Annotated in this window: 22 protein-coding genes; 11 read left to right on the top strand and 11 right to left on the bottom strand. The window is 74.8% G+C overall.

Going from position 1 to position 20,313, the window contains the following annotated elements; genetic code table 11:
• The first annotated feature begins 13 nt into the window (after nucleotides 1-13).
• Nucleotides 14-1,354 (top strand): NtaA/DmoA family FMN-dependent monooxygenase, encoded by a 1,341-nt coding sequence (locus AD017_RS21925; RefSeq protein WP_060575347.1) that lies wholly within the window; start codon nucleotides 14-16, stop codon nucleotides 1,352-1,354.
• Between the two features lie 234 nt (nucleotides 1,355-1,588).
• Here AD017_RS21925 and AD017_RS21920 read toward each other — a convergent pair whose 3' ends face one another.
• From AD017_RS21920 to AD017_RS21910, 3 genes are all read right to left on the bottom strand, one after another.
• Nucleotides 1,589-2,002: a DUF3040 domain-containing protein gene (locus tag AD017_RS21920; RefSeq protein WP_060575345.1), complete on the bottom strand. Its 414-nt coding sequence runs from the start codon at nucleotides 2,000-2,002 to the stop codon at nucleotides 1,589-1,591.
• Between the two features lie 270 nt (nucleotides 2,003-2,272).
• A complete protein-coding gene (locus AD017_RS21915; protein ID WP_082538278.1) occupies nucleotides 2,273-3,481 on the bottom strand; it encodes a TerC family protein in 1,209 nt (402 codons plus the stop codon).
• Between the two features lie 276 nt (nucleotides 3,482-3,757).
• Entirely contained in the window at nucleotides 3,758-4,786 is a 1,029-nt protein-coding gene (locus tag AD017_RS21910; RefSeq protein WP_060575343.1) for an SDR family oxidoreductase, read from the bottom strand.
• A gap of 208 nt (nucleotides 4,787-4,994) precedes the next feature.
• Between AD017_RS21910 and AD017_RS21905 the strand changes: the two genes are divergently transcribed.
• Nucleotides 4,995-5,177: a DUF1508 domain-containing protein gene (locus AD017_RS21905; protein ID WP_010241459.1), complete on the top strand. Its 183-nt coding sequence runs from the start codon at nucleotides 4,995-4,997 to the stop codon at nucleotides 5,175-5,177.
• 71 nt (nucleotides 5,178-5,248) lie between these two features.
• Here the strand turns inward: AD017_RS21905 and AD017_RS21900 are convergent, their stop codons facing one another.
• On the bottom strand, nucleotides 5,249-5,827 hold the full coding sequence (locus AD017_RS21900; protein WP_010241456.1) for a type 1 glutamine amidotransferase domain-containing protein: 579 nt from the start codon (nucleotides 5,825-5,827) through the stop codon (nucleotides 5,249-5,251).
• Between the two features lie 144 nt (nucleotides 5,828-5,971).
• Here AD017_RS21900 and AD017_RS21895 point away from each other — a divergent pair, with 144 nt between their 5' ends.
• Both AD017_RS21895 and AD017_RS21890 read left to right on the top strand, forming a co-directional pair.
• Nucleotides 5,972-6,460 carry a helix-turn-helix domain-containing protein gene (locus tag AD017_RS21895; RefSeq protein ID WP_010241453.1) on the top strand — a complete coding sequence of 163 codons (489 nt, stop codon included), beginning with the start codon at nucleotides 5,972-5,974 and terminating at the stop codon, nucleotides 6,458-6,460.
• On the top strand, nucleotides 6,457-6,960 hold the full coding sequence (locus AD017_RS21890; protein WP_010241451.1) for a PaaI family thioesterase: 504 nt from the start codon (nucleotides 6,457-6,459) through the stop codon (nucleotides 6,958-6,960). The genes AD017_RS21895 and AD017_RS21890 overlap by 4 nt, the downstream gene beginning before the upstream one ends.
• Before the next feature lie 36 nt (nucleotides 6,961-6,996).
• Here the strand turns inward: AD017_RS21890 and AD017_RS21885 are convergent, their stop codons facing one another.
• From AD017_RS21885 to AD017_RS21860, 6 genes are all read right to left on the bottom strand, one after another.
• The gene (locus AD017_RS21885) at nucleotides 6,997-8,700 is read right to left on the bottom strand and encodes a CocE/NonD family hydrolase (RefSeq protein ID WP_227012820.1); all 1,704 of its coding nucleotides are present in this window, start codon (nucleotides 8,698-8,700) and stop codon (nucleotides 6,997-6,999) included.
• Nucleotides 8,701-8,864: 164 nt separating this feature from the next.
• Nucleotides 8,865-9,416 (bottom strand): hypothetical protein, encoded by a 552-nt coding sequence (locus AD017_RS21880; RefSeq protein WP_060575339.1) that lies wholly within the window; start codon nucleotides 9,414-9,416, stop codon nucleotides 8,865-8,867.
• Between the two features lie 142 nt (nucleotides 9,417-9,558).
• The gene (locus tag AD017_RS21875) at nucleotides 9,559-9,891 is read right to left on the bottom strand and encodes a nitrile hydratase accessory protein (RefSeq protein WP_060575337.1); all 333 of its coding nucleotides are present in this window, start codon (nucleotides 9,889-9,891) and stop codon (nucleotides 9,559-9,561) included.
• Nucleotides 9,888-10,484, bottom strand: a complete 597-nt coding sequence (nthA, locus tag AD017_RS21870) for a nitrile hydratase subunit alpha (RefSeq protein WP_060575335.1) — start codon at nucleotides 10,482-10,484, stop codon at nucleotides 9,888-9,890. Before nthA ends, AD017_RS21875 begins: the two co-directional genes overlap by 4 nt.
• Nucleotides 10,481-11,149 (bottom strand): SH3-like domain-containing protein, encoded by a 669-nt coding sequence (locus AD017_RS21865; protein ID WP_060575333.1) that lies wholly within the window; start codon nucleotides 11,147-11,149, stop codon nucleotides 10,481-10,483. Before AD017_RS21865 ends, nthA begins: the two co-directional genes overlap by 4 nt.
• Nucleotides 11,150-12,484 (bottom strand): MSMEG_0569 family flavin-dependent oxidoreductase, encoded by a 1,335-nt coding sequence (locus AD017_RS21860; RefSeq protein WP_060575332.1) that lies wholly within the window; start codon nucleotides 12,482-12,484, stop codon nucleotides 11,150-11,152.
• A 272-nt stretch (nucleotides 12,485-12,756) separates the two neighbouring features.
• On the opposite strand from AD017_RS21860, the gene AD017_RS21855 reads away from it, so the two are divergent.
• From AD017_RS21855 to AD017_RS21825, 7 genes are all read left to right on the top strand, one after another.
• The gene (locus tag AD017_RS21855) at nucleotides 12,757-13,275 is read left to right on the top strand and encodes an MSMEG_0572/Sll0783 family nitrogen starvation response protein (protein WP_060575330.1); all 519 of its coding nucleotides are present in this window, start codon (nucleotides 12,757-12,759) and stop codon (nucleotides 13,273-13,275) included.
• Between the two features lie 66 nt (nucleotides 13,276-13,341).
• Complete coding sequence (locus tag AD017_RS21850; RefSeq protein WP_227013345.1) at nucleotides 13,342-14,532, top strand: MSMEG_0568 family radical SAM protein; 1,191 nt, start codon at nucleotides 13,342-13,344, stop codon at nucleotides 14,530-14,532.
• Between the two features lie 3 nt (nucleotides 14,533-14,535).
• A complete protein-coding gene (locus AD017_RS21845; protein ID WP_227012818.1) occupies nucleotides 14,536-16,074 on the top strand; it encodes an MSMEG_0567/sll0787 family protein in 1,539 nt (512 codons plus the stop codon).
• Complete coding sequence (locus AD017_RS21840) at nucleotides 16,071-16,928, top strand: carbon-nitrogen hydrolase family protein (RefSeq protein ID WP_060575328.1); 858 nt, start codon at nucleotides 16,071-16,073, stop codon at nucleotides 16,926-16,928. Before AD017_RS21845 ends, AD017_RS21840 begins: the two co-directional genes overlap by 4 nt.
• On the top strand, nucleotides 16,925-17,767 hold the full coding sequence (locus AD017_RS21835; RefSeq protein ID WP_060575326.1) for a carbon-nitrogen hydrolase family protein: 843 nt from the start codon (nucleotides 16,925-16,927) through the stop codon (nucleotides 17,765-17,767). Before AD017_RS21840 ends, AD017_RS21835 begins: the two co-directional genes overlap by 4 nt.
• Nucleotides 17,768-17,777: 10 nt before the next feature.
• Entirely contained in the window at nucleotides 17,778-18,935 is a 1,158-nt protein-coding gene (locus tag AD017_RS21830; protein ID WP_060575324.1) for an MSMEG_0565 family glycosyltransferase, read from the top strand.
• A gap of 38 nt (nucleotides 18,936-18,973) precedes the next feature.
• Nucleotides 18,974-19,153, top strand: a complete 180-nt coding sequence (locus tag AD017_RS21825) for a hypothetical protein (RefSeq protein ID WP_060575322.1) — start codon at nucleotides 18,974-18,976, stop codon at nucleotides 19,151-19,153.
• Nucleotides 19,154-19,576: 423 nt separating this feature from the next.
• Here the strand turns inward: AD017_RS21825 and AD017_RS21820 are convergent, their stop codons facing one another.
• Entirely contained in the window at nucleotides 19,577-20,272 is a 696-nt protein-coding gene (locus tag AD017_RS21820; RefSeq protein WP_082399339.1) for a TetR/AcrR family transcriptional regulator, read from the bottom strand.
• Nucleotides 20,273-20,313: the final 41 nt, after the last annotated feature.

Below are 20,313 nucleotides of genomic sequence, written 5' to 3'. Positions count from 1 at the left end.
GGGAGGCCACCGTATGCCGCGCAAGCAGATCCATCTCGCCGCGCACTTCCCGGGCGTCAACAACACGACGGTCTGGAGCGACCCGGCGTCCGGCAGCCACATCGACTTCGACTCGTTCGCGCACTTCGCACGGACCGCGGAACGGGCGAGGTTCGACTTCCTGTTCCTCGCCGAGGGACTGCGGCTGCGCGAGCACCGCGGGGAGATCTACGACCTCGACGTCATGGGCCGGCCGGACACCTTCACGATCCTGAACGCGCTCGCGGCCGTCACGGACCGGCTGGGCCTGGCCGGGACGATCAACTCGACGTTCACCGAGCCGTACGACGTCGCCCGCCAGTTCGCGTCGCTGGACCACCTGTCCGGCGGCCGGGCCGCGTGGAACGTGGTGACGTCGTGGGACGCCTTCACCGGCGAGAACTTCCGGCGCGGCGGCTTCCTCCCGAAGGAGAAGCGGTACTCGCGGGCGAAGGAGCAGCTCGCCGCGACGGCCGCGATCTGGGACTCCCGCACGGGGCCCGAGGACCGCGGCAGGTTCGACTACACCTCCGACCAGTTCGACGTGCACGGCCGGTTCGCGCTCCCCCGCAGCCCGCAGGGCCGCCCGGTGATCCTGCAGGCCGGTGACTCGCAGGAGGGACGCGAGTTCGCCGCGGCGTCGGCGGACGCGATCTTCTCCCGGCACGCCGAGCCCGGGGCCGGGCGTGCGTTCCTCGCCGACGTGAAGGGCCGCCTGGCCCGGTACGGCCGCGGGTGGGACGACCTGAAGATCCTGCCCGCCGCGACCTACGTGCTGGGCGACACCGACGCCGAGGCCGCCGAGCGTGCCGAGGTGATCCGCTACCAGCAGGTCAGCCCGCAGACGGCGATCGTGTTCGCCGAGCAGCTGTGGAACACCGATCTGTCGGACCGCGACCCGGACGGTCCGCTGCCCGAGTTCGACCCGGTCGAGGGCGAGCTGGTCTCGCAGGGCAGGGCGAGCGTGCGGCAGTACCGGGACCCGAAGGCCGTCGCCGACCAGTGGCGGGCGCTCGCCGCCGAGAAGGGCCTCTCACTGCGCGAGACGGTCATCGAGGTGACCGGGCGGCACACCTTCGTCGGGAGCCCGGCGACGGTGGCCGGCGCGATCGACGACGCGGTGCAGACCGACGCCGCCGACGGCTACGTCCTCGTCCCGCACGTCACCCCGGGCGGGCTCGACGAGTTCGCCGACCGGGTGGTCCCGCTGCTGCAGGAGCGGGGCTCTTTCCGCACCGACTACACGGGGACGACGCTGCGCGAGCACCTCGGGCTCCCGGCCGTCGCGACGACGACCGACCCGACCGCGGCCGCCACCGCAGCGCCCGACGCCTGACGCGGTTGCGTCCGGAGCGGGCCCGGTCGCGGCGCCCGATCGCGGTCGTCCGGGGCATGGCCGGGGGCTCCCGGTTCCCGATCCGGCCCTCGGGGTCCGGCTCCCGATCCGACCCTCCGGAGCGTGGGTTCCGCGGCTGCCGAGGCTCCGGGTTCCGGGGTTACCGAGGCTCCGGGTTCCGGGGTTACCGAGGCTCCGGGTCCTGGCGCCGTCCGAACCGCCGGGACCCGGAGTTCAGTCCCGGCGCTCGTCGCCGGTCTCGCCGGTCTCGTCGGCCTTTCGGGCGCTGTCCCGCCGGGCCCGCGCGGCGATCATCGCCATGGCGAACGGGACACCCAGGAGCAACCCGAACGACAGGATGCCGGCCAGCCACTCACCGGGCACCAGCACGAGCACGATGACGCCGATCGCGACCGCCTGGAGCACCCGGTCCGCCGAGCCGTGGCCGGCGGCGGGCTGTGCCTCGGTGGTCTCGAGCGCGGTCATCCCGGTGTCGAGGTCGGGGTCCGACCTGCGCAGCTCACCCTCGAGGCCGGCGAGCGCGCGTTCCTCGTCGCGGTCGAGCGGCCGTGCGCCGTGGCGCGGGTCGGGTTCCGGCATCCCACCGGCCGGCTGCGACGGCGGTGGGGGCGGCAGTGTGGCGGACATGGCTCCTCCCCGGGGCCGGCCAGGACCGGCGGTCCGAGATTGCGACGGACCCCACCCATCGTAGCCAAACGGACAAATCTCCGCGCGGGGGATGCGGTGGGCGGGCAGACGCACCCCGTCGCCGGTCCGCGCACCCGTTGCAGCAGGTGCGCGGGCCGCTCGAAGGGTGCGTGGGGCGGCCGGCGGGTGAGTGGTGCGGCCGGTCGCGGTGGCGCGGTTCCGGACCGCGGCGGACCCGGGTCGTGCCGGGGCCGCCCCGGGCTCGCGGGGCTAGCGGCCGTCGTCGGCGGGGCGGCCGCCGGAGGTGCTGTCGACGGGCTCGTCGGCGCGCTCGCCGGAGCCGTCGGCAGCGGACCCGGCGGCGTCGGCACCGGCGGACCGGTCGGCACCGGCGGACCGATCGGCACCGGCGGACCCGGTACCCGGCTGTACGCCGGCGGAGGCCTCGGCGCCCGAGGAACCGGATGCGACCGGGGCGTCGTCCGCGCCCCCGCCCTCCGCGGCCCGGCGCCTCGACACCACGAGGCTGGCGATCGCCGCGACCGCGATGGTGCCCGTGATGACCAGCAGCGACAGCCAGATCGGCACCTCGGGCACCGGCACCGGCTGCCCGCCGTTGATGAAGGGCACGTTGTTCTCGTGCAGCGCGTGCAGGGTGAGCTTCACGCCGATGAAGGCGAGGATCACCGACAGCCCGTGTGCCAGGTAGATCAGGCGCTCCAGCAGCCCGCCGATCAGGAAGTACAGCTGGCGCAGCCCGAGCAGGGCGAAGGCGTTCGCAGTGAACACCAGGAACGGCTCCTGGGTCAGACCGAAGATCGCCGGGATCGAGTCGAACGCGAACAGCAGGTCGGTGAGACCGATCGCGACGATGACCAGGGCCATCGGGGTCAGCAGCCGCTTGCCGTCGATCCGGGTGACGAGCTTGGCGCCGTCGTACTCGGTGGAGGTCGGGAGGACCTTGCGCACCATGCGGATCAGCCGGGAGTCGCCGGCGTCCTTCTCGTCCTCGTCGTCGGCGGACAGGGCCTCCTTGATCTGGGAGTACGCCAGCCAGAACAGGATGATCGCGAACAGGTAGAACACGGCGACGAACTGCTCGATGATCACCGCGCCGACCGCGATGAACGCGCCGCGCATGACGATCGCTATCGCGATGCCGATCAGCAGCACCTTCTGCTGGTGGATCTTCGGCACGGCGAAGCTGGTCATGATCAGCAGGAAGACGAACAGGTTGTCGACCGAGAGTGCCTTCTCGGTCAGCCAGCCGGCCATGTACTCGCCGCCGTACTGCCAGCCGGAGAAGACGCCGACGCCGACGCCGAACAGCAGGGCGATCGCGATGTAGCCGGCGGACCAGATGGCCGACTCGCGCAGTGTGGGCTCGTGCGGGTCGCGGGCGTGCCCGACGAAGTCGAACACGAGCATGCCGATGACGGCGGCGAGCGTCGCCAGCCACACCCAGAGAGGGACGTTCATGTGCAGGGGCCTCCAGCGCAGGATCGGGCGCTGAAGGTCTCCTCCGCCCGGGCGACCGTGATGCGCTCGGACCGGCGCCACCGGGTCCAGCTCGTCCTGGATCCGTGATGACGGCGACGCCGTGTTCGGGAGTACTCCCCTTCTTCCCGGCGAACGCTAGGCCATGGCGTCCGGTTCCCGACACCCGCGCCGTCCGCGACGCTCGTCACATCTGTCCGTATTGCGAACTTCAGGTGAACAGGCGGGTCGGCCGGTGTCGAGGACCGCGGGCCCGGGTCAGCCGGCGGTGCGGACGGTCGCCGGGTCGTGCGCGGGCCCCTGCACGGGACGCACGGCCGGACGTGGCACCTCGGGCAGCCGGGTGACGGCGGTCCGGCCGGCGGCCGCGACACGGGCCGGGACGACCGGGGCGACCGGACGCCGTGGGGTCACCCGCGGCAGCGGCCGGGTGCCCGACACCCGCGGCTCCGGGAACGCGGCGGCCACGTGGGCCGGCCGGACCGGCAGCTCCGGGAGCACCGGCGACCCCGCACCGGTCGCCGCGGCGAGGTGCGGGTGGGACACGTCCCGGAAGGGGGTCGGGACCGGCGACGGGCGCGTGTTCCCGGTCCGGGCCGCCACGGCGTCGTCGGCGGAGGCGGAGGCGGAGGCGGAGGCGGTACGACGGCCGCGCACCGCGGCCCGTGCCGCCCGGCGCACCGCGTCGCGGGTCGGGTCGAGGTACCCGGCGAGCGCGCTGCGGTCCGGCCGGCAGAGCTCGCGGCCACGGGCGAGGTCGCCCAGCGAGCGGAGCACGACGGTCCCGATCGAGGGGAAGACCCCGCTGCCCATCGCGACGACGGTGAGCGTCACGCCCGACCCGCGCAGCGGGACGGCGACCTCGTCCGGGACGACCCGGCCACGGGTCCCCGCGGCGTCGGCACCGGCGTCGGCGACGACCAGGATCCCGCCGCGGCCGCGGACGCCCATGGCGGTGACGGCCGCACGCGTGAGCCGTGCGGATGCCGCGCCGACCGCGTCGGGCGTCGTCGCACCGGTCACCTCGCCGGTGTTCACCAGCAGCTCGACCGGCAGGCCCGGCTGGGCGATCCGCCGCTCGACGGCGGCCATCCCGGCCGGGTCGGTGAGGTCCGCGGCGAGGGTCTCGACGATCGCGCCGGTCGCCCGGCCGATCCGCTCGGCGAGGTCGGCGAGGTGGGCGGCGTCGCGCTCGACGAGGACGACCGCGTACCCGCGTTCGGCCAGCTCACGGGCGTAGGCCGCCCCGAGCCCGCTGCGTACCTCGGAGACCAGTGCTGTCGGCATGTCCCTGACGGTAGGAACCGGTCGCTGTGTGGTCACTGAGAACGGCGCGCCCCGCTGAGACCCCGCTGAGTACCCGTCGGCACCGTCCCCGATCGGCGGGACGGCCCGGCCCGATGTTTCAACGCGCATCGTTACGGCAAATGGGGTATCGAGTGCCCCGTCAATCGGGTCGCCACGACACCGACCAGCACGAGCCGAGGAGGCCGTCATGGCAGGCAAGTTCGAGGTGTACGAGGACCGCGCCGGGAAGTTCCGCTTCCGGCTGAAGGCCACCAACGGGCAGGTCGTCGCCGTCGGCGAGGCCTACGAGAGCAGGTCGGCCGCCAAGAAGGGCTGCGAGTCGGTGCAGCGCGCGGCGGACGGCGCGGAGGTCGTCGAAGCCGACTCCTGATCGACTCCCTCATGGGTGAAAAGGGGTGACGGGCAGGCCGCCCGTCACCCCCTTTCTGTCGTGCGGGCACCTCAGGCGGTCGCGCCCTGGCGCAGCACCGGGTGCCTGCCCTCCTCGAACTCCTCCACGAGCTTCGCGCAGAAGGCGTCGAGGTCGTCCGGGTTGCGGCTGGTGACCAGCCCCTCGTCGCAGACCACCTGCTCGTCGACGACGGTCGCGCCGGCGTTGCGCAGGTCGGTGCGGATGCTCGGGAACGACGTCAGCGTGCGTCCCTTCACGACGTCGGCCTCGATCAGCGTCCACGGTCCGTGACAGATCGCGCCGACCGGCTTGCCCGCCCGGAAGAACGCCTGCACGAAGGCGACCGCGGTCCCGTCGACCCGCAGGTTGTCGGGGTTCATGGTGCCGCCGGGCAGCACGAGCGCGTCGTAGTCGTCGGCCGAGACGTCGGCCACGGCCTTGTCGACCTCGAACGTGTCCGCCTTGTCGATGTCGCCGTTCATCGCCTGGATCGAGCCGGTGGACAGCGACACCAGGTCGACCCGGGCGCCCGCCTTCCTCAGCTCCTCGCGGGGCCGGGTCAGCTCCACCTGCTCGACGCCGTCCGCAGCCAGGATCGCGACCGTCCGGCCCTCGAGTTCGTTCGCCACCGTGGTTCCTCCATCGCTCGGGTGCGGTGCCTGGCCGGTGCGTTCCCGCTCACGTGCCGTCCAATCACCCGGGCCGCCTTCCGGTCGCCCGCGCGGTCGGCTACCGTCCCATCTGAGTAGCGCAGCGATACCCAGGAGCGGAGCATGGACGCGAGGCAGGCCGCAGGCGCGCAGGTGTGCTCGGTCGCGCGCACCGCGGCCCTGCTGTCCGACCCGTGGACGGTGCTCGTGGTCCGGGACCTGGGACGCGGCGTCCACCGGTTCGACGACCTGGCCCGCGGGCTGGGCGTCGCCCGCACGGTGCTGAGCCGGCGGCTGGCGACGCTGGTCGGCGACGGGCTCGCCGAGCGGGTGGAGTACCGCGACCCCGGCTCCCGGACGCGTGCGGAGTACCGGCTCACCCGGCGCGGGCAGGACCTCGGGGTCGTGCTCGCCGCGCTCATGGACTTCGGCGACCGGCACCTCGCCGGGGAGGCCGGGCCGCCGGTCGTCCGGGTGCACGACGGCTGCGGCGCCCCGGTGCGGCTGGTGAGCGTCTGTGCCGAGGGCCACCGGCTCGCCGGCGGGGACCGTGTGCTGCTCGAACCGGGCCCCGGAGCCCCCGACCACCCACCCCAGCAGGAGGACGCATGACCGCCGAGACCAGCACCCGTCGTCGCGAGCACGAGTGGTCCGACCCGCAGGCGCTCGCCGCCGCGGCCGGCGGGCTCGACGGGCTGGAGTTCCTGCGGCAGATCGTCGACGGGCGGCTCCCGGGGGCGCCGATCGCGAGCCTCGTCGGTTTCCGGGCCGTCTCGGCCGACCGCGGGACGGTCGTGTTCGCGTTCGAGCCCGCCGAGCACCAGTACAACCCGATCGGCTCGGTGCACGGCGGCGTCTACGCGACGCTGCTCGACTCGGCCTGCGGCTGCGCCGTGCACTCGACGCTGCCGGCCGGGACCGGCTACACCAGCCTCGACCTGTCCGTCCGGTTCCTGCGCCGGATCACCGCCGACACCGGCACGGTCACCTGCACCGGGCGCGTCGTGCACGCCGGCCGCCGCACCGCGCTGGCCAGGGCCGAGCTGACCGACGGCGACGGCAGGCTGCTCGGCGAGGCCACGTCGAGCTGCATGATCCTGCCCGGCGGCTGAACCGGCGGGGGCGGCCCGCGCCGCCCCCGCCCCCGCTCAGGGGAGCCGGAAGCTCGGCGCCCCGGCGGCCGGCGCGCTGACGTGGCTCTGCCGGTAGAGGTCCGACCACGGCGCCGGGGACCCGGGGAGCCCGGAGTCCTTCGCCGGGTCGTCGAGCGCGAGGTCGAGCCGCGCACCCTGCACCGTCACCTCCTGGTTCGAGACCGAGGGCAGCCAGTCGTTGGTGAGCGGGATCCCGGGCTGGACCGTCCCGATGTCGACGGCGAGCGAGTGCCCCGCGGGCAGCGTCCAGTCCATGGACTTCAGCTGCAGCCGGGTCTCGCCGGCACGCAGCACCGACACCTGCTGGTTGATCATCGTCCCGCTGCCGTCGGGGGCGACGTCGTGCAGCCGGACCATGACGTTGCCGGTCCCCCGCGCCGTCACCGTCGCGGTCGGTGTGCCGGTCAGCCGGGTGGCCGCGGCCACGGGCTCGGACCGCTGGACGAACGCGGAGGTGGCCCCGTCGTCGGTGTAGGTCCCGCCGCCGAGCCGCACGGTCGCCGTGCGGTCCGCGCGCGGCCAGCTGTCCTCGGCGCGCCAGGCGCCGGTGCTGTCCTCGACGGCGACGGCCGGGTACTGCACGGCCGGCTGGACGCCCTTCAGGTACTGGTCGTAGAACGAGAAGACCTCGTCGAACCAGCCCTCGCGGCCGAGCTCCAGGCGTCCGTCCGCGGTGCGCTCACCGCCCCGCTTGTGGTCCCACTGCCCCAGCCAGGCCCGCTGCGGGCCCTCGTGGTTCGCCAGGAACTCGGCCATGCCCTCGGCCTCGGTGTTCCACTCCAGGAAACCCTGGGTGAGGAACAACGGCGTCGTGGTGCCCTTCGCCCGCTCGGCCAGGTCCCGGACCGTCCAGGTCTCCGACTCCGGGTTCGGCTCCATGTACGACGCCGTGTTGAGGAGCGGGCACTCCGGGTGCGGCCCCGTGGGGGTGTCCCACGCGGCGTTGGCGAGGTAGCGGGGGTCGTCGTCCGGCATCTGCGGCTGCGTGGCGACCTCGTTGTAGACGGTGGGCACGGAGGTGATCGTCGACCGGGGCACGCCGCCGGAGCGCATGTTCCGCTGGATGTCCCAGATCGGCTCCTGCGCGATGACGGCCTTGAGCGCCGGGTGCTCCAGGTTGTTGCCGACCAGCGCGGTGACGCCGTCGAGCGACTTGCCGTACATCCCGACCGACCCGGTGGACCACGGCTGCGCGGCGGCCCAGTCGAGCGCGGCCCGGATGTCGGCCTGGTCGGCGGGACCGCCGATCGCCTCGGTGCAGCCGGTCGAGCCGCCGAAGCCCCGGGAGTCGACCATGACGAGCCCGTAGCCCCGCTCGAGCAGGCCGCCCTCGGCGATCAGGTCCTCGAAGCGGGCCGACGGGCCGGTGTGGGCGAACCCCTCCACGCTCAGCTGCCCGGAGTGTCCGAAGTAGCCGCCGGCGGACATCACGAGCGGGACCTTCGCGCCCTCGGGGAGGTCCTCGGGCAGCAGGACGTCCGCGTGCAGCTCGACGCCGTCGGCCGTCGGGAAGTAGTGCTGGGTCCAGCGCGCCCCCTCGGGGACGCGGTCGTTCTGCGCGTGCGTGACGGCGTCGGTGTCGGTGGCGACGGCGGCGGACCGCGCGACGGACGCGGACTGCGTGGTGGCGACGTCGCTGCAGCCCGCGAGCAGTGCCACGGACAGGGTCAGGACCCCCGCGGTCACGATCCTCCTCACGACGGCACCTCGGCCGTCAGGCCGGGCCGTGTCGCTGCCGGAGCGGCCGGGTGGTCTCGAGTGATCATGGGGGGTCTCGCCTCCTTCGCCGGTGGTGACGACAGGAGACGAGGTGCCGTAGCGGCACACTCAAGTGATCTGTGAGCCGGACCACTCCGGCGGCGTCACCCGCCGCCGGGCCCCGCGACCCGCACGGCGGCGTCGACGCAGCTCGCGGCACGGACGGCGCCGGGCGACTCCGCGGTCGTGCCGTACAGCTGCGGCCCGGGCAGATCCGGCGAGAGCGCGCGGGCGTCGTCGGTGACGGCGGCGAAGCCCTGCCGCCCGTAGGCCCACACCGCGCGGTCGCCGCCGGTCTCGCCGACGTCGGCGCCGCTCACCCGGGCGGCCAGGAACTCGACGTCGCCGCCGGGGACGGCGTAGCGCTGCGCGGCCATCCGCGCACCGTCCGGCAGCGCGCCGGCGAGGGCGTCGGCGTCGGTGTCCCGGGCGGGCGTGCACGAGGCGAGCGCGGCGGCCGGGTCGGTCGCGGCGAGGCGGGCGAAGTCCTGCGCGGCCGTCACCGCGCCGTCGATCTCCTTGCCGGCCTCGGCCTGGGCCGGCCCGACGAGCATCCCGGCCCCGACGACGACGGCGGTCAGCACCGCCGCGCCGACCAGGACGACCCCCACACACCAGGCCACGGTCCGCAGGACCAGGGACCCGGATCCGCTCATGTCGTCGACGGTAGACCGGTTTCCCGTTCCGGTCCGGACGAGAACCGGATCGGTGTCCTCATCCGGATGATCGTTCACTTCGTTCCCGGACGGGGCTGTCCCGCAGTTCGATCATGATGTAAGGAACGGTTCCGCTCCGTTCTCACAGGACGGGAGCCCCGTGGTCGTGATCGTGACCCGCGGGCCGGCCGGCGAGCCGTTCCGCGCGGCCGCGCACCTCGCCGCCGCCGATCCGGCCCGCGCCGACGAGGAGGTCCTCGCACGCGTCGAGCCAGCACACGTAGTACGGCGCCGCGGGGTCGGCGGCGATCCGCGCGACCAGCCGGTCCCGGAACGCGTCCCAGGTGATCCGGCCGCTCTCGGCGAGGGCCACCGCCATCCCGAACGCGCGGCCCTCCCACGGTTCGGCGAAGACCAGCTCGCCGTTCGCGCGGGGCGGCGCGGCCGGCCCGGACGTCTCGGCCGCGACGTTCACGGCGCCCCCACCCCGGCGACGCCCACCATCGCGTCCCGGGTGACCAGCGCCGCGAGCTCGTCCGGCATGAGGCCGCCGGTCCCGGCGGGACGGCGCGGCAGGGTCAGGTAGCGGACCTCGGCCGAGGAGTCCCACACCTCGATCCGTCGTTCCGGCGGCAGGTCGAGTCCCATCTCGCCGAGCACGGTGCGCGGCTCGCGCACCACCCGCGCCCGGTAGGCCGGGTCCTTGTACCAGCTCGGCGGCAGGCCGAGCACCGGCCACGGGTAGCACGAGCACAGCGTGCAGACGACGACGTGATGCACCTCGGCCGTCTGCTCCAGCACGACCATGTACTCGCCCTGCGGCCCGGTGAACCCGAGCGAGGCGATCGCGGCGGTGCCGTCGCGCAGCAGCCACTCCCGGTAGTCCGGGTCGGTCCAGGCACGGGCGACGACCGTCGCCCCGTTCAGCGGGCCGACGTCCTGCTCGTAGGTCCGGACGAACCCATCCATCACGGCCCGGTCGACCAGGCCGCGCTCGACGAGCAGCTCCTCGAGCGCCTCGGTGCGCAGCGCCGGGCCGGGGCGCGGCGCGGGGTCGTCGGGGGTCATCGCGGCTCCAGGTGGGACTCGGACAGGTCGGCGTGCACGGTCGCGTCCTCCGCGCCGTCGCCCCACAGCTCGCGGGCGGTGAAGGCGACCGTGTAGACGTGCTGCGGGTGCTCGCCGGCGAGGACGGCGTGGGTGTCGGGCAGGACGTGCGGCGGCCGGACGGCGGTGACGACACCGGCCCGCCCGCGCACGTAGCGGGGCAGCTTCGCCGTCGGGGCCGGTGCCTCTGCCAGGGGCCGCACCGGGTCGCCCGGCGCGAACCGCGGCGGCGACCCGATCTCGCGCAACGAACCGGGCGCGGTCGGCGCGTAGTCCGGCCGGGCGGGCTCCGGGACCGCCGGTTCGGAGACGTCCTCGCCACGCCGCGCCCGGGCCCTGGCCTCGACGGCTCCCGGTGCCAGGATCGCGGAGTCGGTGAGCATGAGCTCGGCGGCGTTCAGCCAGCGGCCGTAGTAGCCGTCGTCGAGGTAGGACGCCCGGTCGAGGCGGGAGAGCGCGTACCGGAACGCGTCGAGGTTGCGCCCGGAGATCCGTCCCATGGTCAGGACGGTCAGCGCGAACGCCCGGCCCTCCCACGGGTGCGGGAACGGCGGCTCCGGCTCGACGTCGGACGGCCGGACGACCGGTCCCCACCCGTCCGTCCCGCCGAGGTCGGCGGCGTCCACTCAGGAGCCCAGGGCCAGGACGTTGCAGACGTCGCCGCGGCCGCCGGTGGAGGTGAGCCCGCGCTGCGAGCGGATGCGTTCGGCGAGGAAGTCGGCGTCGGCACCCACACCGGAGAACCGGCCGGACCCCCATGTCCACTGCCAGGGCAGGCCGAGGAAGAACAGCCCGGGGGTGCCGGTGGTGCCGCGCTGGTGCACCGGCGCGCCGCGGCCGGTGAACACGGGCACGTCGACCCAGGAGTAGTCCTGCCGGAAACCGATGCACCAGACGACCGACGTGATCCCGGTCGAGGCCAGGTCCAGCTCGGTCGTCTCGGACGCCGGGCGCCACACCGGGGTGTAGCGCTCCTCCACCGGCGCGTCGATCCCCTGGGACTCCACGAAGCCGTCGATGGTGTCCTTGATGGACTCGCTGACCTCGTCGGCGTGGTCCAGGGACGACTCCAGGTCGGGCCGGAACCGCAGGGTGCCCGCGGTGTGGTCGGTGAGCACGCCGTAGAGCCGCATGCCCTCGGCGGCGAACCGGCGCAGGTCGACGTCGCGGCCGCCGTCGCGGCCGGTCACGTAGTGGTTGGCCTGCGCGCGGACGGCCTCCCGGCGCGGGTGCCGGGTGACGGGCATCCGGTAGTAGCCCATCTCGTCGAGCCAGTCGGTGACGTCACGGCCCCGGTAGAACCGCGCCACCCGGGGCGCGTGCCCGACGACGAGGTGCACCGCCCTGCCCTCCAGGTGCAGGTCCTCGGCGATCTGGGCCCCGGACTGCCCGGACCCCACGACCAGCACCTCGCCCGGCGGCAGCTGCCCACCGTTGCGGTACTCGTGCGACTGCACCTGGGTGATCGACGGCGGCAGCGGCTCGGACAGCGGCGGAGTGATCGGTGTGTGGTAACCGCCGGTGGCGACGACGACCTGGTCGGCCGTGCAGGTCCCGGCCGAGGTCTCGATCCGGAAGGTGCCGCGCTCGTCGCGGGTCAGCCGGGTGACGGTGACGCCCTCGCACAGCGGCGGGTCGACGAAGGCCCGGTAGGCCTCCAGGTAGTCGACGACCTCGCTGCGGACCATGAACCCGTGCGGGTCGTCACCGGCGTAGGGGAAGTCCGGCAGGTCGCACTGCCAGTTCGGCGTGACCAGGCTGAACGTGTCCCACCGGTAGGACTTCCAGGACGAGGCGACGACGTCGCGCTCCAGGACGAGGTGGTCGATCCCCCGCACGTCCAGGCACCGGCTCATCGACAGCCCGGCCTGCCCGCCGCCGACGACGACCACCGGCCAGTGCTCGCCGTCCAGGTCGGACGGCGGTGTGCGTCGCCCGTCGCGCTGTGCCACCGCGGTCATCGGACCTCCTCGATTCGGCTGAGGTGATCCACGGTCGACCCGTCGTATTTCCGGATGGTGTCGATCGGACGACCGGAATGTTGCCCGATGTTACGCAACAATTCCTTCACAAATGGCCGATCCGGAATTGTTCCCGTAGTCAGCACACAACGTTTCCGAAACGCGGCGCTGGTGTCGTTGTGACTCGCCGGACCCGGTGGGACGAACCATCGGGACCTCTCCCCGGCGCTCCCACGCGCACCGTACCCGTCACCCCCACGAGGAGCCGAACCATGACCAGCGCCGAGCTGTCCGAGATCGAGAAGAAGAGCCTCGAGGAGATCCCGCACCCCTCGCTGCCCGAGGGTTCCAGCATCTACGGCGGCACCAAGGTCTTCCCCGACCTGCAGGCCGAGGACGGCGAGACCTACTTCACCCTGGTGCACGGCATCGCCCACGAGTCCTCGGTGAGCTTCGTGGCCGTCCTGCAGGCGACCCGCGCGCTGCGCAAGGGATTCGAGTCGGCGATGTACTTCTACGGCCCCGGCTCGCTGAACTGCCTGGCGACCCGCGGGTTCCCGACCACCGGGACGTCCGCCTTCCCCGGCGAGCACAACATCAACGACCAGCTCAAGACGTTCATCGGCGAGGGCGGCAAGGTCTACTGCTGCCGCTTCGGGCTGTCGCTGCACGGTGCCCGCGAGGAGGACCTCATCGAGGGCGTCATCCCGACGCACCCGCTCGACGTCCAGGACGCGCTCATCCACTACGCCCGCAAGGGCGCGATCATCAACTCGACCTACCAGCTCTGAGAGCCCGTGAGTGGTTATCGCGGTCAGGACCGCGATAACCACTCACGACCCCAGGAGGTCCGCCGCATGTCCGCTCCGTCCCCCGACACCACCGACTCCCTCGTGCCGGCCCTGCAGGTCCGCGCCGAGATGGCCGTTCGCGGCGTGGCGATCGACCCCGACACCTCGCCGGCCTCCGGCTCCGGCTCCGGCTCCGGCTCCGGCTCCGGCACGGTCACCGAGCTCGGGTCCGTGATCCCGCTGCGCCGCCCCGGTGGCGCCGGCCCGTCGGCCGACGGCCACGTGCTCGTCGACGGGCTGAAGACCACCGTGCCGATCGTCGCGGACTCCCCGTACCGGCTCCGCGACGGCCGTCTGGTCCGCAGCGAGCCGGGCGGCGGCGTGACCGACATGGGCGTCGCCGTCGACACGGTCGCGCGACCGGCGTTCTACGACCTCACCACCGCCGACGGCGTGCCCTACGAGAAGATCGCCCGGCTGCACGGGAACGACGTGCTCGCCTCCACCGTCGTCCAGACCTGCGTGCGCTACGGCGAGTCGGACCGCTGCCGGTTCTGCGCGATCGAGCAGTCGCTGCGCTCCGGCGCCACCACCGCCGTGAAGACGCCCGAGCAGCTCGCCGAGGTCGCCGAGGCCGCCGTCCGGCTGGACGGGGTCCGCCAGATGGTGCTGACCACGGGCACGTCGAACGGCCGCGACCGCGGCTCCCGGCACCTGGTCCGCTGCGTGCGCGCGATCCGGGCCGCGGTGCCGGGACTGCCCGTCCAGGTGCAGTGCGAGCCACCCGCGCCCGGCGACATCGCCGTGATCACGTCGTTGAAGGAGGCCGGCGCGGACGCGATCGGCATCCACGTCGAGTCGCTCGACGACGACGTCCGCCGCCGCTGGATGCCCGGCAAGGCCACCGTGCCGCTCTCCCAGTACCGGGCCGCGTGGGACGAGGCGGTCCGGGTGTTCGGCCCGGACGCGGTGTCGACGTACCTCATCGTCGGGCTCGGCGAGGACCCGGACGAGCTCGTCGCCGGGGCCGCCGATCTGATCGCCCGCGGGGTCTACCCGTTCGTCGTCCCCTACCGCCCGATCCCGGGAACCCTCGCGTTCGACGACGGCGTGCCCGGCCCGGATCCCGCGCTGCTCGCCGACGTGACCTCCCGGGTCGCGGCCGAGCTGCGGGCGTCCGGCATGCGCGGCGCCGACCAGACCGCCGGCTGCGCGGCCTGCGGGGCGTGCAGCGCGCTGTCGGCGGCGGGGGGCTGAGCCGTGACCGTCCAGGACCACGGCCCGCGGCGCCCGGTGGCCCGCGGCGCCGCCGGATTCGTCACCGGCTCGCCCCGCCGGCTCACCCCGGTGTCCCGGTGGGTCGCCGACGAGCTGCTCGGCGGCCGCCCGCGCAGCGGCGCCGGCCGCACCGCCACGACGATCTCCGAGGCGCGCGCCGCCGACACGGGCGACCCCGGCGTCGCCGCCCACCGGGCGCTGCGTCGCGAGGTGTTCGGCCGGGAGCAGGGCCTGTTCCCCGACACCGGGACCGGCGACCTCGACGACCACGACGCCGACCCGCGCACCGTCGTGCTCCTGGCGCACGACGCGGCCGGGACGCTGCTCGGCGGCGTCCGGCTGGGACCGGCCGACCCGGCGGCACCGGACGTCGGGTGGTGGACCGGCAGCCGGCTCGTCGTCGCGCCGTCGGCGCGGCGGATCGCCGGTGCCCGGCTCGGCGCGGCGCTGGTCCGCGCCGCGTGCGCCCGCGCCGAGTCCGCGGGGGTGCTCCGGTTCGACGCCGACGTGCAGCTCCCGAACGCCGCGATGTTCGCCCGGCTGGGCTGGGAGCGGGTCGGCGACACCGTGACCGCCGGAGCGCCGCACGTGCGGATGCGGTGGCCGATCACCCGGGTCCGCGCCCTCGCGACGGCGACGAAGGCCCCGCTCGGGGCGCTGCTCGGCGGGCTCGGCCCGGCCGGGTTCGTCGGCGACGACGGCGCTCCCGTCCCGGGCACCGACGTCGTGGCCTGCTGCGACGCGCTCGTTCCGGCGATGGTGGAGCGCGACCCGGAGTGGGCGGGCTGGGCCGGTGTCCTGGTCAACGTCAACGATCTCGCCGCGATGGGTGCCGCCCCGGTCGGGCTGCTCGACGCGGTCGGGGCGCGGGACGCGTCGTTCGCGCACCGCGTGCTGACCGGGGTGCGGGCGGCCGCCGACGCCTACGGCGTCCCGCTGCTCGGCGGGCACACCCAGCTCGACGTCCCGGCCGCGCTGTCGCTGACCGCGCTGGGCCGCACCGCCCACCCGGTCCCGGCCGGCGGCGGCCGGACCGGGCACACGGTGCGGCTGACCACCGATCTGGGCGGCGGCTGGCGGCCCGGCTACCACGGCCGCCAGTGGGACTCGACGACGTCGCGGACCCGGGCCGAGCTGGCGGCGACGGTCGGGGCGATCGGTCCCGCCGCGAGGCACCGCCCCGCCGCCGCGAAGGACGTCTCGATGGCCGGCATCGCCGGGACGCTCGGCATGCTCGCCGAGGCGTCCGGTACCGGTGCCGTGCTCGACGTCGCCGCCGTCCCCCGCCCCGGCGGCGCGAGCGTCGGCGACTGGTTCACCTGCTTCCCCGGGTTCGGCCTGCTCACGGCGGACGACCCGGGCGCCCCCGCGATCGACGCCGGGCCGGCCGTGTCGGCCGCGTGCGGCGAGCTCGTCGCGGGGACCGGGGTCCGGCTGCGCTGGCCGGACGGCGAGGAGACCGAGGCCGTGCCCGGCGGCGTCACCGGGATGGGCCCGGCCGCCGGAGAGGAGATCGCATGACCACGACGACGTTCGCCGCCGCCGCGCAGGGCTTCGTGCGCGACCTGGACGAGGACTTCGCCCGGGTCGCGGCGACGATCGCCGAGGCCCGCTCCCGGGGCGCGGACCTGCTGGCGCTGCCCGAGGCCGCCCTGGGCGGGTACCTGTCGTCGTTGCACGGTGCCGTCGACGACGTCCCGCCGCAGCTCGACCCGGACGGGCCGGAGATCCGCAGGCTCGTCGGCCTGGCCGGGGACATGGTCGTCACCGCGGGGTTCTGCGAGGCCGGGGACGCCGCGTCCGCCGGGCTGCCGTACAACAGCTGCGTCGCCGTGACCGGCGACGGGGTGCTCGGCAGGCACCGGAAGGTGCACCAGCCGCTGGACGAGAACCACTCGTACGCCGCCGGGGACCGGTTCGCCGCGTTCGACACTCCGGTCGGGCGGATCGGCATGATGATCTGCTACGACAAGGCGTTCCCGGAGGCGGCCCGCGCCCTGGCGATGGACGGTGCGAGGACGGTGGTGTGCATGTCGGCATGGCCCGCGTCACGGACGGACCGGGCCCCGGTCCTCGCCGACGACCGCTGGGCGCGGCGGTTCGACCTGCACGACCGCGCCCGCGCGCTGGAGAACCAGATCGTGTGGGTGTCGGCGAACCAGGCCGGGACGTTCGGCGACCTGCAGCTCGTCGCGAGCGCGAAGGTCGTCGACCCGGGCGGTGAGGTGCTCGCGACGACCGGGACCGAGGCGGGGCTCGCCGTCGCGTCCGTCGACGTCGACGCCGCCGTGGAGGCCGCCCGCCGGTTCATGGGACACCTGCGCGACCGGCGTCCGGCCGCGTACGGCCCCGAACCCGTCGCCGCGGGGGCGTGAGCGGGGTGCGGGTCGCCGCGGCAGCCGCCAACTTCACCCGCGACGTCGCGTTCGACCTGGAGCGGATCGGCGTGATCATCGCGCACGCCCGCGACGCCGGGGTGTCGGTGCTCGCGCTGCCCGACGGCGCGCTCGGCGGCTACGTCCACGACCTGCGCAATCCCGACCCGACCGACCGGTCGGTGCTGCCCCCGGAGCTGGACCCGGACGGCCCCGAGGTGCGGGCCGTGGCGGAGATGGCCCGGGAGATGGTCGTCTGCCTCGGCTTCTGCGAGGCGGGCGCGGCGGAGGGCGAGCGCTACAACGCGGCGGTCTGCCTCACCGGCGACGGTGTGCTGGGCCGGCACCGGAAGGTGCACCAGCCCGCGGGGGTCGCCGCGCTGTTCGCCGCCGGTGACGGGTTCACCGCGTTCGACACCCCGGCCGGCCGGATGGGGATGCTGATCGACCACGACAAGACGTTCCCGGAGTCGGCCCGCTCGCTGGCCCTCGACGGCGCCCAGCTCATCGCCTGCCCGTCGGCGTGGCCGACGTCGCTGACCAACCGGGCGCCGCGGATGGCGCAGGACCGGCAGGCCCGGCTCTTCGATCTCTACGACCAGGCCAGGGCCGCCGAGAACCAGGTGCTGTGGCTGTCGGCGAACCAGAGCGGGCGCAACGGGTCGCTGCACTTCCTGGGCCGGGCGAAGGTCGTCGGGCCGGGTGGGGACGTCCTCGCCCGGACCTGGTCGAAGGGCGGTCTCGCGGTCGCCGACGTCGACCCGGACGCCGTGATCGGCGCGGCCAGGGCCGTGCTGCACCACCTGAAGGAACGCCGCCCCGACCTCTACCGCGACTGACGGGCGGCTGATGCGTACCGACCGGCTCCGTATCCGGCTGTCCACCTACTCGACGAAGCCGCGCGGCGGCGTGGTCCACACCCTCGCGCTGGCCGAGGCGCTGGCGGCGGCCGGGCACGACGTCGAGGTCTGGTCGCTCGCCCGCGGCGGGGACACCGGGTTCTTCCGGCGGGTGGCCCCGGACGTCGGGGTACGGCTCGTGCCGGTCCCGGACGTCGGGGTACGGCTCGTGCCGGTCCCGGACGTCGACGGCGAGTCCGTCGGCGCCCGGATCCTCCGCTCGATCGACCTGCTGGCCGACGCGCTGGGGTCCGCGCCGGAGGTGGACGTCCGGCACGCCCAGGACTGCCTGTCCGCCAACGCCGAGGGCCGCGCGCACGGCGACGGCTCGCTGCTGCGCACGGTGCATCACCTCGACGAGTTCACGACCCCCGAGCTGGCCGCCTGCCACGAGCGGGCGATCGTCTCCCCCGCCGCGCTGGTGTGCGTGTCCCGCGCGGTCGCCACGGAGGTGCGGGACGGCTGGGGACGCGACGCCACCGTGATCGGCAACGGCGTGGACGCCGCCCGGTTCGCCCGGGCCGCGGACTCCGGCGCCGGGGCGGCCTGGCGCGCGCGGTTCGGGAGCTACGTCCTCTCGGTCGGCGGGATCGAGCCGCGCAAGGGCACCGGCGACCTCGTCGAGGCGATGGCGCTGCTCCCGGACCTGCGGCTGGTCGTCGGGGGCGGCGAGACCCTGTTCGACTACCGCGACTACCGGGCCGGCGTGCTCGCCCGCGCCGACGCGCTCGGCGTGCGGCCCGAGATCCTCGGCCCCGTCGACGACGACGAGCTCCCCGGCCTGATGGCCGGTGCCGCCGCGTTCGCGTTCCCGTCGGTGAAGGAGGGCTTCGGCCTCGCCGCGATGGAGGCGCTCGCCGCCGGGGTCCCGCTCGTGACCCGGGACCTGCCGGTGCTGCGGGAGGTCTTCGACGGCGCGGCCCGGTTCGCGGCCGACCCGGCCGGGTTCGCCGCGGCGCTGCGGGCGGCGGTCGCCGAGCCGGACCCGCACCGGGAACGGGCCGGCCGGGAGCTCGCCGCGGCCCACTCGTGGGCGACGGCCGCGGACCGGCACCTGCGCCTGTACGAGGACTTCCTCGGCGCGGGGGTGCCTTGCCCGGTCCGGTAACGTGGTCGTAACACGACGCCGTGTACCGGAGGTGGCCGATGTCCGAGCAGCTCGCCGACGTCGTGCCGCTCTGCCGGGCGGTCCGCCGCGACGATCTCCCGGGGGTGCACTGCCCGCACTGCGCCTCCCCCGTCGACGACGACCTCCCCACCGTCGTGCTGACCCTGCCGGTCCCGGCGCTGCTGACCGACGGTGAGGTGCTCGCCGGGGAGCTGTGACGCCCGGCGCGGCGCTGTGACGCCCGGTGCGGCCCGGTCCGGCGACGCCCTGTGCGGCGCGGCTCAGCCCGGTCCGGCGCGGCCCGGCCCAGCCCGGTCCGGCTCGGCCCAGCCCAGTCCGGCGCAGCCCAGCCCAGTCCGGCGCAGCCCGGCCCGGCGCCGGGTACCGGACAGAATCGCTTCCCCAGGCAGCGGTTCTGCACGAGCACACCCCCCGTCCTCGGGATCGCACCTCCGAGCACCGATCCGGCCGGGACCGACCCGGCCCACCCCCGAGAGATCGCTGCCTCACGCAGCGATTCCACGGAACCCCCCTGCCCGCCGCGACCGGAGCGCCGACCACCGGCCGCCGGCCACCGGTCCGCGAGCCGGGGCGTCGCGGACCCCGCCGCCGGGCCCGCCACCGGACAGCGGCCCGGGGCGTCACCGTCGGCTGGGCGGGCCGGCCAGTGCGTCGAGCAGGGCGCGCAGATCGTCGGCCATGTCGATGCCGGCCGGGTCCCCGGACTCCCGGTCGAGCAGCCACTGGATCTGCAACCCGTCGGCGGCGGCGACCAGTAGCCGCGCGAGCCGCTCCGGGCCGAGTCCGGCGGCGCGCTCCGTGGCGCGTCCCGCGGCCGTCCCTGCCACCGGCCCTGCGGCCGGTCCTGCAACCGGCCCTGCGCTCGGCGCTGCGGCCGGTCCTGCAGTCGGCGCTGCGGCCAGCTCCTCGGCCAGCCCCGCCCGCAGACGCTCGTAGCGGCGCGCGAACCAGTCGTGGGCGGCGTGGTCGGGGTCGGTGGCCTCGGCCGAGGTGACGGCGTGCAGCCGGACGAGATCGGGCTCGGCCGCGTTCGCCGCCACGGCGTCGAGCAGCCGTCCGGTGCCGGTCCCCGTGCCGGCGCGCTCGTCGCGGGCGGCGAGGACCGCGGCCAGCAGGGCCTGCTTCGAGCCGAAGTAGTGGAACAGCGTCGGCTCGGTGACGCCGACCCGGCGGGCGATCTCCTTCGTCGACGACGCGTGGAACCCGCCCTCGGTGAACACCTCGAGGGCGGTCGCGAGGATCTGCGCGCGTCGCCGTTCCCCCTTGGCGTACCGCCCGCGGGCCCGCCCTCCGTCGTTCCCGGGTGGCGTCGTCACGCCGGTCACGCTAACCCGATCCGATCCCGAGTGTCACTCGG

Origin of the sequence: Pseudonocardia sp. EC080619-01, assembly GCF_001420995.1 — a bacterium.
In the GTDB taxonomy this organism is placed as follows: Bacteria; Actinomycetota; Actinomycetes; order Mycobacteriales; family Pseudonocardiaceae; genus Pseudonocardia.
The sequence above is the reverse complement of the archived record's forward strand: the minus strand, read 5'-3'. Positions and strand labels throughout refer to the sequence as shown.

Coding starts and splice junctions, on each gene's coding strand:
- AD017_RS21925 (WP_060575347.1), top strand. CDS start 14: ATGCCGCGCAAGCAGATCCATCTCGCCGCGCACTTCCCGGGCGTCAAC.
- AD017_RS21920 (WP_060575345.1), bottom strand. CDS start 2,002: ATGTCCGCCACACTGCCGCCCCCACCGCCGTCGCAGCCGGCCGGTGGG.
- AD017_RS21915 (WP_082538278.1), bottom strand. CDS start 3,481: ATGAACGTCCCTCTCTGGGTGTGGCTGGCGACGCTCGCCGCCGTCATC.
- AD017_RS21910 (WP_060575343.1), bottom strand. CDS start 4,786: ATGCCGACAGCACTGGTCTCCGAGGTACGCAGCGGGCTCGGGGCGGCC.
- AD017_RS21905 (WP_010241459.1), top strand. CDS start 4,995: ATGGCAGGCAAGTTCGAGGTGTACGAGGACCGCGCCGGGAAGTTCCGC.
- AD017_RS21895 (WP_010241453.1), top strand. CDS start 5,972: ATGGACGCGAGGCAGGCCGCAGGCGCGCAGGTGTGCTCGGTCGCGCGC.
- AD017_RS21890 (WP_010241451.1), top strand. CDS start 6,457: ATGACCGCCGAGACCAGCACCCGTCGTCGCGAGCACGAGTGGTCCGAC.
- AD017_RS21880 (WP_060575339.1), bottom strand. CDS start 9,416: ATGAGCGGATCCGGGTCCCTGGTCCTGCGGACCGTGGCCTGGTGTGTG.
- nthA (WP_060575335.1), bottom strand. CDS start 10,484: ATGACCCCCGACGACCCCGCGCCGCGCCCCGGCCCGGCGCTGCGCACC.
- AD017_RS21860 (WP_060575332.1), bottom strand. CDS start 12,484: ATGACCGCGGTGGCACAGCGCGACGGGCGACGCACACCGCCGTCCGAC.
- AD017_RS21855 (WP_060575330.1), top strand. CDS start 12,757: ATGACCAGCGCCGAGCTGTCCGAGATCGAGAAGAAGAGCCTCGAGGAG.
- AD017_RS21850 (WP_227013345.1), top strand. CDS start 13,342: ATGTCCGCTCCGTCCCCCGACACCACCGACTCCCTCGTGCCGGCCCTG.
- AD017_RS21840 (WP_060575328.1), top strand. CDS start 16,071: ATGACCACGACGACGTTCGCCGCCGCCGCGCAGGGCTTCGTGCGCGAC.
- AD017_RS21830 (WP_060575324.1), top strand. CDS start 17,778: ATGCGTACCGACCGGCTCCGTATCCGGCTGTCCACCTACTCGACGAAG.
- AD017_RS21825 (WP_060575322.1), top strand. CDS start 18,974: ATGTCCGAGCAGCTCGCCGACGTCGTGCCGCTCTGCCGGGCGGTCCGC.